A 14806-nucleotide genomic window follows, 5' to 3' on the forward strand; every position below is an offset into this window, starting at 1 on the left:
CCATATTTTTTTCTTCATCTTATTTACTGTATTTTTATGCAAAATATACAGTATGAGTAAGACAGATACTTTTTTTAAATACATAACAGAAGGAAACGCTACTAAAGGAGATTTTATAGCTGTAGGTTCTGCTATGTTAGATGGTGAAACCGTTACAGGTGCCCATGTGAAAATTCCTTTAAAAACCATGAATCGTCACGGTTTAATTGCTGGTGCCACCGGTACGGGTAAAACAAAATCGCTTCAGGTTTTAGCAGAAAATTTAAGTGATAAAGGTATTCCTGTGTTATTAATGGATATTAAAGGTGATTTAAGTGGGTTGGCACAACCAAGTCCGGGTCATGCAAAAATTGATGAACGTCACGAAAAAATTGGTTTACCTTTTGATGCCAAAGCTTTTCCTGTAGAACTTTTAACCTTATCTGAACAAGATGGTGTTAGGCTTCGTGCTACGGTTAGTGAATTTGGCCCTGTATTATTATCTCGAGTTTTAGATTTAACCGATACACAATCGGGAGTAGTGGCTGTCATTTTTCAGTACTGCGACGATAATAAACTGCCCTTATTAGATTTAAAAGATTTTAAAAAAATACTTCAATACACTACGCAAGAAGGTAAAGCTGAATTTACGGAATCTTACGGACGTATTTCAACAGCATCTACTGGAGCTATTTTACGTAAAGTTATTGAGTTAGAACAACAAGGTGCCGATTTGTTTTTTGGTGAAAAATCTTTCGATACACAAGATTTATTACGTATTGATGATAATGGTCGTGGTTATATAAACATCCTTCGTTTAACCGATATTCAAGATCGACCAAAATTATTTTCAACTTTTATGTTGAGTTTGTTGGCTGAAATATATTCGACCTTCCCTGAACAAGGGGATAGTGATAGACCAGAACTTATTTTGTTTATAGACGAAGCGCATTTAATTTTTAACGAAGCTTCAAAAGCTTTATTAAATCAAATTGAGAGCATTGTAAAACTAATTAGAAGTAAAGGTGTTGGTTTATATTTTGTTACGCAAAACCCAACCGATGTTCCCGAAGCGGTATTAGGCCAATTAGGTTTAAAGATTCAGCATGCTTTAAGAGCTTTTACAGCTAAAGATAGAAAGGCTATTAAGTTAACGGCACAAAACTATCCAGATTCCGAATATTATGATACTACAGAAGTTTTAACATCTCTAGGAATTGGAGAAGCATTAGTTTCTGCACTAGACGAAAAAGGACGTCCAACACCATTGGCAGCCACCATGATGCGAGCACCTATGAGTAGAATGGATGTACTAACCGATATGGAACTAAGTAGTTTGTTGTCAAAATCTAAAATGGTTAAAAAATACAATGAAACTATTGATAGAGAGAGTGCTTACGAAATGCTTAATGAAAAGATAAAAGAAGCTGAAGCTGACGAAGCTAAAGAAAAAGCGAAAAAAGAACAAGAGGCTCTTAAGAAAGCAGAATCTAAAAGAAAAACTACAACAAGACGTAGAAGTACAGCCATGAATCCTATAGTTAAAGTGCTTACAAGCGCTACGTTTATTCGTTCGGTTTTTGGTATTTTAACCAAAGTGTTAAAGAAATAAGTAACTTTTATTATAATAGAAATTAAATAAACGAAATATTATTATGTATAAAATACTTTGTAGCCTATTTTGTTTAGCAGTCGTTTTTAAGAGCTGCAAGAAAGATCAAGATCCTTTTGAGATTTCAAAACACCACATAGGTTTATTAACTGATTCTACTCAAGTTAAAGACATAAAACACATTTATGCCAACGATTCTATTGTGAGATTTATAGGTGGTGATGAGTTTTTAGGAAACGTGAATAATATAGAGATTTTCGAAAAAGGAGGTAAGAAATTATTAACCTTAATGCCTAAACATGCATTAGATTCTACATCTACAATATCTGGTATTCGTATTATGGATCCACGTTTTGCAACCAATAAAAATTTATCTACTATAAGTGTATTCAAGGATATTAGAAACCATTACAAAATTTCACGTATTAGTAATTTAATTAATTCTATTGTTGTTATAGTAGAAGATATTAATGCAAGTTTTACTATTGATAAAAAGGAATTACCAGCCAATCTAAGGTTCGATATGAACTTGAAATTTGAGAGTGCTCATATTCCCGATCAGGCTAGAATAAAGTATTTCTTTATTAACTGGTTGGATTAAAAAAGCTCAAAAATGAATCCATTTTTATCCAAAATATTAGTTGATGTTGCCCGAAAACAGCTCAAAAAAAAACAAGCTAATGCTGAGGGTAAAGCCGTAAGTATAAAACAAATTGTGCCTTTGGTTCGCAAATTTCAGGTCGAGCTATCGCATGCTATAAAAGAATATATTTTTATAGTAATAGGTGTGTTTTCGGCAGGATTTGGTTTAAAAGGGTTTTTATTGCCCAATCAATTTATAGATGGTGGTGCAACAGGTATTTCTTTATTGTTAGAAAACGTAACTTCTATAGAGTTGGGCTTATTATTAGTTTTAGTAAACATTCCTTTTTTAATTCTCGCTTCTAAAACTATTGGAAATAAATTTGCCTTAAAAAGTATTGCAGCTATTACATTGTTAGCTTTTGTGGTACATTTTGTAGAATACCCAATCATAACGGAAGATAAATTATTAATAGCCGTTTTTGGTGGTTTTTTCCTTGGTTTAGGTATTGGATTGTCTATGCGTGGTGGAAGTGTTATTGATGGAACTGAAGTATTGGCTATATATTTAGGACGAAAATTATCTCTAACCATTGGAGATGTATTGTTGTTAATTAATATCGTTATATTTTCAATAGGTGCTTATGTGCTATCTATTGAAATTGCTCTTTACGCGATATTAACCTATTTGTCTGCGGCAAAAACAGTAGATTTTGTTGTAGATGGTGTTGAGGAATATGTGGGCGTTACTATTATTTCTAATAAGCATGAAGAATTGCGCATTATGCTAACTGAAAAGTTACGTCGAGCTTGTACTATTTATGCAGGAAAGGGTGGTTATGGAACAAATGGCGATAGTTATGATAAAGATATAATCTACACCATAGTTACGAGATTAGAACTCGCTAGGTTACAAACCGAAATAGATAAAATAGACAGAAACGCGTTTATTGTTATGGGGATTGTAAAAGATTTAAAAGGTGGTATGATTAAGCGAAAACCTATGAAATAAAAGTTATAATTTAAACAGATAGTGTGAAGGAGTATTTTAGCAACGGAAAATTATTAATTTCAGGGGAATACGTCGTTTTAGATGGTGCCATTTCTTTGGCTGTACCAACTAAGTATGGACAATCGTTAACAGTTGAAAACATAAATGAAGCCAAAATTATTTGGAGAAGTTTAGATGAAAAGGGATTGGTTTGGTTCGAAAAAGAGTTTGAGTTAGTAAATCACACTATTCAAAACTCAAGTGAAACCGATGAGACTTCTATTAGGTTAATAGAAATATTAAAAGCAGCTAAAGCGCTCAATCCAGAGTTTTTGAGAGATGGAATAGGATATAAGGTAACGACGAAATTAGATTTTCCTAAAAATTGGGGGTTAGGTACATCATCAACCTTAATTAATAATATAGCTAATTGGGCAAAAGTGAATGCGTATCAACTTTTAGAAAAAACTTTTGGAGGTAGTGGTTATGATATTGCTTGCGCTCAAAATAATTCTGCAATCACTTATCAATTAAAATCGAAAGCTATAGATGTTATTCCGTTAAGCTTTAATCCAATATTTATGAAGAATCTTTATTTTATTCATTTAAATAAGAAACAGAATAGTCGCGATGGTATTAAGCATTATCGTGAACATAAAGGCGATTTACTGGTTTCAATTAATGAAATTAATAGTATTACGGAGCAGATAATACATGTAGAAACTTTAACGGCATTTGAAGTTTTGATAGAAAAGCATGAATCTATAATTGCAGAAATAACAAAACAAGTTCCTGTTAAAGATCGATTATTTAGCGATTTTAAAGGTGCTGTTAAAAGTCTTGGTGCTTGGGGTGGAGATTTTGTTTTAGCAACAACTAAACAAGATCCAACTGCGTATTTTAAAGCTAAAGGTTATAATACCGTATTAGCTTATCAAGATATGGTGCTTTAGTTTTTATAAAAGAAACATTAACTTAAATAAGAACAAATAATTATTTAAATATAACGCAAAAAAAAAGCCTCAAACTAATGAGGCTTTTTTTTATATAATTAAAATCGGTTCGTTTTATTGAACTTGAGATTTTGCTCTATTATCTTCAATTGCAGCAGCATCTTTTAATGCGTTGTATAATTTAGAATTTACAACATTAGATTTTTGTTGTTCAACTCTATTAGCAGCAGCTTGGTAGTTGTCTAAGGGAGCAGCAGGAGTTACTTTAGTAACTTGAATCATGTAAACACCGTTGGCACCATCTATTAATTTAGACGTTTCACCTTCTTTTAATCCAAATGCAGCTCCAACAACTAATGGCTCTCTACCAGCTCCAGAAATAGTTGGGTTTTTCATGTTGATAGCAGAAGCTGTACGTATACTTTTCTTTTGTTCAGCAGCTAAATCATCTAAAGTTGTTGCAGAAATTTGATCTCTAAGCATTGCTGCTTTTTTCTCTTTTCTTATAATTGGTAAAACAGTTACTGTAGCATCATCTGCAGACATTAAACCTGCATCATGTTTTGCAACTAATTGAGCAATTACATAACCGTTAGTAATGTTGAAACGTTTTAAATCACCTATTTCAGCGTCAGCTTCAAATGCCCAACGTACAATTGGTCTTTGGTTACCAACACCAGGTATAGTTTCATCTAGAGCTTTAATCCCGTTAACAGGGCGTACTGTATAATTTTTTTCTTTAGCTAAAGCTTCATAATCTTTATCTACCGCAGAGATTTCAAAACTAGAAGCATCTCTAAATACTTTATCAACAGTAGCGTCAGATGGTTCAATCTTTCTAGCTAATGTTCCTACTTTTACAGCTTTAGTTTTATTTTTCTGTCCTTCAATTTCAATAATATGAAAACCGAACATTGTTTTTACAATTCCTAAATCTCCAGTTGAACCTTCGAATTCAAAGTCGTTAAATTCTGGAACCATAGTATTGTATGCATGCCAATCGTAACGGCCACCATTTTCAATACTTCCTTGGTCTGTAGAGAATTCTGTTACAAATTCAGGGAATTTAGAACGGTTAGATTTTAAAATTGTTAAAAGGCTATCTGCAGTTGCTTTCGCTTGTGCTTCTGTTTGAGTTGCCTGAGCTCCAGAACTTCTTGTTCCGATAAAAGGAATTAAGATATGACGAACTTTAGCTGAATCTGGAATTTGTTTTACAGCAACTATTTTTGAGATTTTGTAGTATCCATTATCCTTATAAGGACCATAAACACCACCTTCATTTAAGTTGTAAAGAGTATCTGCTACAGCAGATGGTAAACTAGATTTAAATACAAAACGATCGTCAAATTTAATATCAGAATTAGAATTGATAAAATCTTCGTTGTTTTTTGTGTTTAAAAAACCAGTGATATTTTCGTTAGTTTTAGTACCGTCGTTATACTCAACACGATCAGATAATAGTTTTGTTAACTCTGCTTTTATTGCATTTTCATCTTCTACGCTTGCTACTTCTTTAAACTCAACAAAACGAATATCGCGAGATGCCTCAACTTCGTATTTCTTAGCATTTTTACTAATGTAGCTAGAAATATCAGATTTAGAAACTTTTACTAAGCTATCAGCAATAGAAGTATAAGGTACTTGTACATATTTAATATCTACTTTGTTATTCTCAAGCATGTAGTCTAGTTCACCTTCGGCAAGTGTTCCTGTTAAACCAGCTTTAACTAAGTTAAAGTAGTTTTGTTGTAACGCATTGTTTGCTAATTGTTTTTCGTAATTAACCCAACTTTCATAACCTGCAGGCGATGTTTCTTTTAGGTTAGCGATATATTCATTAAGTTTTGCTTCGTCAAACAAACCAGCTTCGTTTAAAAATTCAGGGCTAGATGCTAGCGCTGTTTTTAGTAAATCTTTCATTTGGTCTTTTTCAACAGAAATCCCTAATTTTTCAAATTGAGCACCCATTACAGCTTCACGTACTTCTTGATCCCAAACACGGTTCATAACCTGAGTACTTGTTGCACTTGCACCAGCTTGGCGTTGCGCTACATCTACTTTTTGAAGAAACGATTCGCGAGTAATATCTGTACCATTAACAGTACCAACAATATTTTGCGATTTTGCTGAAAGTGCATCACTATTTTTAAATAAATCTGCTAATACAAAGGAAAATAACGCTAACGCTATTATCAAGATTAAGAATAATGAACGTTGTCTGATTTTATTTAAAACTGCCATCTGTAATTAAAATGTTTTATAATAAATCCGTTATATAGGATTTAGCTTGTTATTATTGGTTGTCAATTTACGACTAAATTGATGAAAATATCGTGCGCGAAAATACCATTTTCTATTTAATAATGAAAGGGTTATTTTGTGTTTTGTGTAATGTCGTGATTTGTAAGTGTAATTAATGGCGTTATTGGTAGTAAGTTGAAGGGTTTATTTAAAAAAGAATCACTTTTTAAAAAGGGAAAATAATAATGAAATTGTCTTTAAATTATAAGTTTAAAATTGTTGAAATGTTAATCTTCTTCAACTAATTTAAGCTCAACTAAGTCAATTTTCGTGTTTGAAACCTCTAAAATTGTAAATTGAAAGTTTTCCATTCTTACCACTTCGTTCTGTGCCGGAATTTGCTGAGTATGGTTTACAATTAAACCGCCTAAAGTTTCGTAGTTTTCACTTTCCGGCAAATTAATTTTATAGGTTTCATTTAAATAATCTACTTCCAAACGTGCTGAAAAATTAAAAGTTTCATCTTCTAGCTTTTCTTCAATTAAATCTACAGTATCGTGTTCGTCTTCAATTTCACCAAAAAGTTCTTCTACAATATCTTCTACCGTCATAATACCTGCGGTTCCCCCATATTCATCTAGAACAACAGCTATGCTTCTGTGTTTTTTTGTAAGTACACCAAGTACGTCTTTTATTAAAACGGTTTCGGGTACAAACTCTACAGGCAGCATCATGGCCTTTATAGTTTTTGGTTTTTTAAAGAGTTCGAAAGAATGCGCGTAACCTAAAATATCGTCAATGGTTTCTTTGTAAACTAAAATTTTTGTACAACCCGTTTCAGTGAAAAGCGCATTTAGACTTTTAATAGATTCGTTAATTTCTACGGCAATAATTTCCGTTCTTGGCACCATAACTTCCCGGGCTTTTACCTCGGAAAATTCTAATGCATTTTGAAATATTTGAATTTCGGTATCTACATCGTCATGCTCTTCTACAGATTCCATTTGTTCGGTGATATAATTACCTAGTTCTACTTTTGTGAAGGCCAGTTGAATTTGATCGCCTTCGGTTTTAAAAAAAGCTCTTAGAACATTATCGGAAATCCAGATAACAAAATCGGATATCAGGCTAAATAGGATGTAAAAAATATATGCGGGTATGGCTAAAGCTTTAATTAATTTATTCGCATAAATTTGAAAGAAGACTTTCGGTAAAAATTCCGCAGTTATTAAAATGACTATGGTAGAAATTATAGTTTGGGTTAGTAAACTTAAATCATTAAGTAAGTAATTGAGAGGAGAATAAGGGGTTGGCAACATAGACCGGAACCAATCTACTAATAAATCCCCCATGAAAAAACCATAGATAACTAGGGCTATATTGTTCCCAATAAGCATGGTGGTTATAAATTTTGATGGTTTTACTGTAAGTTTACTAAGTATTTTAGCAAGTAAGCCTTCTTGTTTTTTTTCAATTTCTATATGAATTTTGTTTGAAGATACATATGCAATCTCCATCCCTGAGAAAAAAGCAGAAAGGATTAATGATACAATTATGATAATAACATAAATGCTCATTTATTTAGAGTTGTTGCCTTTATTTTCAAATCGACGTCTAAAAAAGAACATGAATATCGCTATAGCCATTAGAAAGAGACTTAAGTATGCGCGACTTCTATCGATACTCCATGTTTTAAAAACATCATATATTAAGAAAATAGCGAATGCTAAATATAAAAATTTTGAAAATTTCAAATAGTTCATCAGTTGAATTTTATTCTAGCACAAAGATAATTAAAATATTAGCAGTACGATTTTATTTATAATACTGTTTTAGTTTGAATTATTTGTGGTGTAAAATGTAAGAGGAAATAGAGTAGAAGTAATCTTTTTACTAGTCTTCCATAGTGATAATACCGGTAACTTCTAATACTTCGGCTTTGGTGAATTTAGTGTCAGAGTCAAATCCGTTACCATGAATAACGTCCGTTTTGGTTTGAAATGTAACCGCATTATTGGTAAATAACCATTCCTTTTTTTGATCGTAAAATAGTTGATCGGATTTTAAGATATTACCATCTTGAGTTGTTATTACTACGTTACCTTGCAAGTCTATCAAATCGGTTTCAGCATAAATAATTGCATAGTCTGCAACAATAGTGCTTTTTTGGTTTTTGTCATCGTACAAGTAAAGGGTAAGGCCGTCAACAAATTCATTATAAGGGAAATCTCGATTAGAGTAATCGAGCATTTTAGTACTGATTAAATTAGCAGTAACACGACCAGAATCGGTATGCTTTAAATTAATATTTTCGGCAACACCAATAGGTTCGTTTTCCGAAACTCCAATTTTTTGAACTTCCTTTAAACTGTTGTTACATGAAAAAAACATAGCCATGCAAATAAGCATGACTATGTTAGAAATATTATATGTGATTTTCTTATTCATTAAATATTTGGTACGGTAACTGAAGCTCCAATCCAACATCCAATTTTAATGCTTTGTCCAGAGCAAGAACAGTTAAAGATTTCAGCTTTTTGTGGTGCTTTTGCAGAATAGTTTGCAACAGATGCAGCAGCAGCCTTTTTTAAAGTAGGATCTACACGCGCCGCTTTTCTAGCTTCGTCTGCAGCTAACCAATATACAGCTCTTTTGTTAAAGTTTGTATCTCCACAGCTGTTCGCACTTGCTGCATACATAGCTGCAATAGATAAGTGTGGACGACCGTTAGATGGGTTTAACTGTAATGATTGTCTAAAGTAACCTCTAGCTTGACCGTAGCTTCCTCTAGATTTTAATTTAATTCCAATTTTGTTATTTAATTTAGCTTTCTTGAAGTTATCAGTTTCTAAATCAATAGCTTGTTTGTAGAATGCAATAGCTTCACTGTTTTTACCTTCTTTATCTTTTAAGATACCTAAGTAGTATGCAGAGTTCGCAGAAGGAGAAATTTCGTGATAAGCATTTACTAACTTAAAGAATAATGGGTCGTCTGTACAATCTTTTTCAGACATTTTTCCAGCAGCTCTTTGTAACCAAACCGCATTGTTTTTGTTTTCTTCAAAATCTTTTTGGTATAAAGGAATTAAGTTTTCACAGTTTGCGCGCTCTCCTAATTTTTGATCAACTCCAGAAGAAACTTGATCGAATGCTCCTAAAATTTGACCATAATATCTTTTATACTGACCTTCTTTTTTAGTTAATTCAGTTCCAGCATCTTCTTTAGCAATTAATGTGTTAAGTTTTTCTGAAGTGTTTTTTACTTCATCTTCAATTTTTTCAACAACATCATCATATTTGTTAAATAATTCTGCAGCAGTTTTTTGTTTTGCATCATACAAATCAACCATTAAAGAAAAGTATGTATACAAACTTTGAGGGTTTGTGAAGTTATCTTTATCAGCTTTATATATTTCATCATAACAAGCGTATAATGCCGCGTTGTCTAAATTTAATATGTCTCTGTTATCGTATTTTAATTGGCAAGCCATAGCACCATATTTACCTGTTGGTGTTTTACTAGCAAAATGCTCGGCACGTTCTTCCCAAAGTTTAAGTAAATCGTTAACGAAAGGTAATTTTGCAGCACCTTCTAATTTATCGATTTTATCTTCTAAAATCTTTTCTCCATCAATATAAATGGCGTTGTTGAATTTAGGACATTTATTTCTTACTGCCATCCAAGGCTCGTAAGCGGCATCATAGTTTTTCGATTTCACATACTCGTGAAAAATCGAAAGTTTAGACATGCACTCTTCATCTTGTTGTGCGAAGCCAATATTTGCCCCAACAAATAAAAGCGTTAATAGTAGTGTAATTTTAGTTTTCATGATATAAATTTTATGTTGTTAGTCAAATTTTCTTTTACTGAACCATCTATCGTTCAAAGATAAACTTAATTGGAAATTAATGAAATTCTCTTGTATTAAATTACTGTTTGTGGTACCGCGTTTACCAACTTCTACACCTAAATTAGCATTCGAGAAAAAACTTCCAACTGGTAATCCTAATCCAAAAGACATGCCAAACTCGTTTATCGATTCATTTTCTATATTTAAACCTGTGTTCTCGAAGTGTACACCGGCTCTGTAAACTACACGTTGTAAGTAACTTGAGAAAGAATTGTACTTCGGAATAAAAAATCCACCAAGTTTAATTGCAGATTGATCTTCGTAGGTTGCGCCATTACTATATAACGCATTTGTGAAGTCACTTGTTTTTAAATATTCAGATTCTATACCTACAAACCATTTTCTTGGTTGGCCAATACCAACTCCAAAAGTAAGTTTAGATGGTAGTACTAATTCTGTTTCTGTTAAATCTCCTAAATCACTTTCAATAGTATTTAAAGCAAATTCAGATCCACTTGCAATTGTTGTTATTGTAGAAAAAGAACGTTGGTTTTTAGAAGATAAGTTACTTTCGGGTGTATAAGTAATTCCAGAAATAAGTTCTAATTTTTCGGTTAGCATGGTTCTGTACGATGCTCCTAAGTTAATGTTTAGTCCGCTTAAATCCGATCTGTTATTTTCTCTAGCCTGGTATTGCACAGGGTTTCCTTCGCTATCGTAAACATATTCGATGGTGCTATTTTGAGTGTTTCCGAAATTATATTGAAAATCTATACCAACGCTGAACCCTTCACTAATTTGATAACCAAAACCTAAAAAAGCCTTATTTAAACCACCTTCACCTCTAAATCTATTAGATATAGTTTCACCATCGTCATTATAAGCTTCTAGTTTATAACCAACAGCTGTGTAGGGCATAACACCAAAACCAAAACCAAAATCTCCCATTGGGATAGACATAGCTAAATAATCGAAGGTAGAGGACGATGCATTGTCTTTGCTTGTGTCACTCTTTAAGGTTGTACTATTATATGTTCCACCAACTGTAAATTTTACTGGTCGGCTTTCATTGTTTAATATATCTAAGTTTTTGCCTGCATAAGATGCCGGGTTTCTTAGGTTAACGTGTATACTATCAGTATAGATGCTTAAGCCACCCATACTTCTGTTTTCCACTGTTCCTTTAAATTTAAGGCTTCCAATACCATAAAAAGAATACGGAGATGCCGTTCCTTCTTGTCCGTAACTTTGCATTGCAATTATTGCAATAAAAACGAGTACAAGTTTTTTTATCATTAAATTGAGTTAAATTTTAAAATATAGTAAAGTCCTTCTAAAAGGAAATTAGAGTTGGCAAATATGCTACTTTTTAATTGTTTAGACAAGAAATTAGTATCGCCACCTGTTAAAATAATTGTTAAATCTAAATATTTTTCTTTATAGTCTGCAATATTTCCGTCAATTTCATTTAAAACACCATGAACAACACCTGAGTGTATGGATGATTTAGTTGAATCTCCAATAATAGATTCAGGCATTTCTGTATTTAGTAACGGTAAATTTGCCGTTAAATTATTCAATGATGCATAACGCATACGTAAACCGGGGGAAATTGCGCCACCTAAATACTCATTATTGGCGTTTACAAAATCGTAAGTAATGCAAGTACCAGCATCAATAATTAATGTGTTTTGTTTTGGGAATTGTTTAACGGCCGCGCAAACTAAAGCCATACGATCTACTCCTAGAGTTTTTGGTGTTTGGTATAAGTTGGTAAACGGAAGTTTTGTTTCGCTATTTAAAATAGTAAGATCGAAAAGCGTACTTAATACTAAAGTGTCACTTTCAGTTAATCTTCCAACCGATGAAATTATAGCTTTTTCAATTTCTAAATATTTCTTCCTTAAAGATTTAACTTCTTTTATAACATCATTTAGCTTTACAACTTGTTTGCTTTTAAGAGTGTCATTCTCAAAAACAGCAAGCTTTACAAACGAATTGCCAACATCTATTATTAAATACATAAACATATAAAAACGTAAAATTACAAAAGCAACACGAAATTAAATCTTAATTATTTTATAATATTGAAAATTAATTTCATTTGTAAAACGAAGAACATCAGTTGAATATAAAATATTTTGAATTTTTATAAAAAAACCTTTGGCAGAAACGAAAATTGAGTATATATTTGCAACCGCTTAGCAAAGCAATGGTGCCTTAGCTCAGTTGGTAGAGCAAAGGACTGAAAATCCTTGTGTCCCTGGTTCGATTCCTGGAGGCACCACCATAAAAAAACCGATTCATTTTTGAATCGGTTTTTTTGGTTTTATACTATTCGTAGTTGTTTTTATTGGTTGAGAGGCATATCATGATCATATTGACAGCATGCTGGTAAACCTTTGTAAGCATCTTCGATACCCAAAACCTTATCTGTATCGTAACCAGAAGCAGCAATAGCATTGTGTATTGACATGGCGTCTGTTTTAGTATTATCAAAAGCGACATCAATTTTCTTTTTTTCAACATCCCAAACGGCATTTGCGACACCTTCCACTTTCTTTGCAGCCTTTTCGATTGTGCTTTTACACATACCGCAATTTCCTCTTACTCCAAAAGAAACATCTGCATTGACCATAGCTTTAGAGACTTCCGTTGTTGTTTCTGTTTCTTGTTTAGTTTCATTTTTACAACTTACTAAACCCATTGTAGCCATAATAGCTAAGCTTAAAATTACTTTTTTACTCATGTTGTTCATATTAATAATTTTGTGTTTGTGATTTTTCTTTGAAAAGTTCATTGTTTTAAATTTTGGTTATTAATTAGTTTATAATTTGTTTTACCTCTCCGCAAGTCAGCATTTTACCTCCAAAATAAGGATTGATTACTTTTTCTTCCTTACTCAACCAAAAAGCACCTTTGTTATTATCTCCCATAGGACAAAACTGGTGATATACTTTTTCGTTTATTCCAAAAACTTCAATTACCTCTGTTAATTTCGAAGACAGATTTTTAAAATGTAATCTTATATCTTCAATTTCTGAAGTATTTGAAAGTGACGTAGTAACAGATTTTAGTTCTTTTTCAAGTGACATCCATTGTTTATGCGCCTCTTGACTTGTTAGTAATGTCATGTCTACTTTAGGCAAATCATTTAGTAGTTGTTTTGATTCTGCTTTAATTGTATTTATATCATCTTTAAGTAAAGCCTCTTTCAATTGGATATAATCATTAAAGACGACTTTTAATTGGTTTTGAAATTGTTTTGAAACGTCTATTCGTTCCGTATTAGGGCCTTTTTGACGCGTTGTATTTGTGGTAGTTTCCATTCCTAAATGGCCTTCATGGCCCGTCATAACTTTACCTCCTTTTTTATTCATCATAGATTTTTTGCCCTGTAACTGTGCAGCAGCATCTACTGTAAAGGTTCCGTTGGTTACCACTTCATCACCAGCGTTTAAACCTTCTAAAACTTGATACTTATCACCAATTTGATTACCTAATGTAATTTCACGCATTTCAAAAACAGGTTCATTAAGCTTCGATTTAATATAGACTACAGAGCGTTTTCCTGTCCATAAAACGGCTGTTGTTGGTATAGATAAAGCAGTTGCTTTAGTCGCGGTGACTCCTTTTATTGTCCCTTCTACAAACAGACCAGGTTTTAATATTTGGTCTTTGTTATTAAGTACTACTCTTAATTTTACTGTTCTTGTTCTAGTATCTAAAATAGGATCTATAAAATCTACAGTGCCTTTAAATACTTTATTCGTGTAAGCATTAGTAACGACATCAATTTTTTGTCCTTTTTTGAATTGACTAATTTGGTTTTCATACACATCAAAGTTTGCCCAAACTGTTGCTAAATTAGAAACTTTAAAAATGGGTTTTCCATCCATGATATGTGCACCATCACTCACTGCAATTTCTGTTACAACACCAGACACATGAGAATAGATTGTAAAACTTGTTTTTACTTGTCCCGTTTTTAAAACGTCGTCTAATTGAGAACCATGAATTTTCCAGTTTTTAAACTTGTTTTGCACTGCTTTGTATAACTGTGGCTGGGATGCTCTAATACTATACGTCGTTATCAATTCTTGCTGTGCTGCAATTAAATCTGCCGAATAAATTTTAGCAATAGCTTGTCCTTTATTAACCTTTTCGCCTAAAGACTTAACATATAATTTTTCTATTCTTCCGTCAAAATGCGCAGGTTGTATGGCTGTATTGTCTTCGTTTGCTACAATTTTACCTGATAATGTTATGGCATTATCTTCCGTATTACCATTACCAACTATTGACGTTTGAATATTGGCCAATGCCATAGCATTTTCAGTCAGTTTAAACTGGTCGGCTAATAACCCTTTAGCGCTACTTTCTGCAGGAATTAAATCCATACCGCAAATAGGGCATGGGCCAGATTCGGGTTGCATTATTTGTGGATGCATAGAGCAGGTCCACATTTGGTTAGTTTCTGCTGCAGCATCATGCTTATGTTCTGTTTCAGTATTAGAAGTGCCTCCAAAAAGAAACCATCCCAATAGTAACCCAACCGCTAATACTGCTGTATAAATTATATATTTTTTCATTT

12 protein-coding genes and 1 tRNA gene are annotated in these 14806 nt (G+C 32.6%); 5 read left to right on the forward strand and 8 right to left on the reverse strand.

What is annotated here, in order from left to right; translation table 11 throughout:
• The first annotated feature begins 52 nt into the window (after window positions 1–52).
• From BM246_RS16870 to BM246_RS16885, 4 genes are read left to right on the forward strand one after another with little or no spacing between them, the layout of a single operon-like run.
• On the forward strand, window positions 53–1591 hold the full coding sequence (locus tag BM246_RS16870) for a helicase HerA-like domain-containing protein (RefSeq protein WP_074939568.1): 1539 nt from the start codon (window positions 53–55) through the stop codon (window positions 1589–1591).
• A gap of 43 nt (window positions 1592–1634) precedes the next feature.
• The gene (locus BM246_RS16875) at window positions 1635–2192 is read left to right on the forward strand and encodes a hypothetical protein (protein WP_074939571.1); all 558 of its coding nucleotides are present in this window, start codon (window positions 1635–1637) and stop codon (window positions 2190–2192) included.
• 12 nt (window positions 2193–2204) lie between these two features.
• A complete protein-coding gene (locus BM246_RS16880) occupies window positions 2205–3185 on the forward strand; it encodes a YitT family protein (RefSeq protein WP_042499866.1) in 981 nt (326 codons plus the stop codon).
• A 23-nt stretch (window positions 3186–3208) separates the two neighbouring features.
• On the forward strand, window positions 3209–4117 hold the full coding sequence (locus tag BM246_RS16885; RefSeq protein ID WP_074939574.1) for a GYDIA family GHMP kinase: 909 nt from the start codon (window positions 3209–3211) through the stop codon (window positions 4115–4117).
• A 114-nt stretch (window positions 4118–4231) separates the two neighbouring features.
• Here BM246_RS16885 and BM246_RS16890 read toward each other — a convergent pair whose 3' ends face one another.
• The 6 genes from BM246_RS16890 to BM246_RS16920 form a co-directional block, all read right to left on the reverse strand.
• Window positions 4232–6361 (reverse strand): peptidylprolyl isomerase, encoded by a 2130-nt coding sequence (locus tag BM246_RS16890; protein WP_074939577.1) that lies wholly within the window; start codon window positions 6359–6361, stop codon window positions 4232–4234.
• A gap of 287 nt (window positions 6362–6648) precedes the next feature.
• Window positions 6649–7938, reverse strand: a complete 1290-nt coding sequence (locus BM246_RS16895) for a hemolysin family protein (RefSeq protein ID WP_074939580.1) — start codon at window positions 7936–7938, stop codon at window positions 6649–6651.
• A 316-nt stretch (window positions 7939–8254) separates the two neighbouring features.
• Window positions 8255–8809, reverse strand: a complete 555-nt coding sequence (lptC, locus tag BM246_RS16905) for an LPS export ABC transporter periplasmic protein LptC (protein ID WP_074939586.1) — start codon at window positions 8807–8809, stop codon at window positions 8255–8257.
• Complete coding sequence (locus BM246_RS16910) at window positions 8809–10191, reverse strand: tetratricopeptide repeat protein (RefSeq protein ID WP_042505681.1); 1383 nt, start codon at window positions 10189–10191, stop codon at window positions 8809–8811. The genes lptC and BM246_RS16910 overlap by 1 nt, the downstream gene beginning before the upstream one ends.
• Window positions 10192–10209: 18 nt before the next feature.
• Entirely contained in the window at window positions 10210–11508 is a 1299-nt protein-coding gene (locus BM246_RS16915) for a BamG family beta-barrel-assembly machinery protein (RefSeq protein WP_042505684.1), read from the reverse strand.
• Entirely contained in the window at window positions 11508–12236 is a 729-nt protein-coding gene (locus BM246_RS16920) for a type III pantothenate kinase (protein ID WP_074939589.1), read from the reverse strand. Before BM246_RS16920 ends, BM246_RS16915 begins: the two co-directional genes overlap by 1 nt.
• Before the next feature lie 190 nt (window positions 12237–12426).
• Between BM246_RS16920 and BM246_RS16925 the strand changes: the two genes are divergently transcribed.
• Window positions 12427–12502, forward strand: a tRNA-Phe gene (locus BM246_RS16925).
• A gap of 60 nt (window positions 12503–12562) precedes the next feature.
• Here the strand turns inward: BM246_RS16925 and BM246_RS16930 are convergent.
• The gene (locus BM246_RS16930) at window positions 12563–12961 is read right to left on the reverse strand and encodes a heavy-metal-associated domain-containing protein (RefSeq protein ID WP_231961874.1); all 399 of its coding nucleotides are present in this window, start codon (window positions 12959–12961) and stop codon (window positions 12563–12565) included.
• 73 nt (window positions 12962–13034) lie between these two features.
• The gene (locus BM246_RS16935; protein ID WP_074939594.1) at window positions 13035–14804 is read right to left on the reverse strand and encodes an efflux RND transporter periplasmic adaptor subunit; all 1770 of its coding nucleotides are present in this window, start codon (window positions 14802–14804) and stop codon (window positions 13035–13037) included.
• Between the last annotated feature and the right edge of the window lie 2 nt (window positions 14805–14806).

The sequence above is a fragment of the Algibacter lectus genome, assembly GCF_900112395.1.
In the GTDB taxonomy this organism is placed as follows: domain Bacteria; phylum Bacteroidota; class Bacteroidia; order Flavobacteriales; family Flavobacteriaceae; genus Algibacter; species Algibacter lectus.